The sequence below is a fragment of the Bradyrhizobium sp. NBAIM08 genome, from assembly GCF_020193935.1.
Lineage (GTDB): Bacteria > Pseudomonadota > Alphaproteobacteria > Rhizobiales > Xanthobacteraceae > Bradyrhizobium > Bradyrhizobium yuanmingense.
In genome coordinates, this window is the sequence record NZ_JADYVR010000915.1 from 1 (window position 1) to 406 (window position 406).

Sequence of the window (406 nt, forward strand, 5' to 3'; positions counted from 1 at the left end):
GTTGAGGCAGCGCCTGCCGAAGACGCGCAGGCCTGAAGAAGGGCCGGGGGCGCTTGAGAGCGCCCCCGCTCGTCATCGAAATGCAGCATGCAGGGGCCATCTGTCCCGCGTGCGCCAGAAGATAAGAGGAAACACAGATGGCCTATACCGCCGCTGACGTTAAAAACCTGCGCGAGCGCACCGGCGCCGGCATGATGGATTGCAAGAAAGCGCTGACCGAAACCGATGGCGACATTGAAGCCGCCGTCGACGCGCTGCGCGCCAAGGGGCTTGCCGCAGCCGCCAAGAAGTCCAGCCGCACTGCGGCCGAGGGCCTGGTCGGCGTCGCCGTCGAAGGCTCCAAGGGCGTTGCCGTCGAGGTCAATTCCGAGACCGACTTTGTCGCCAAGAACGACCAGTTCCAGGA

At 64.8% G+C, this 406-nt stretch carries 1 protein-coding gene; it reads left to right on the forward strand.

Annotation, left to right across the window (positions count from 1 at the left end):
* Nucleotides 1–137: 137 nt before the first annotated feature.
* Nucleotides 138–406, forward strand: a 269-nt coding sequence (tsf, locus tag I6F37_RS42695) for a translation elongation factor Ts (protein WP_225154783.1), incomplete at its 3' end; no start/stop codon positions are given.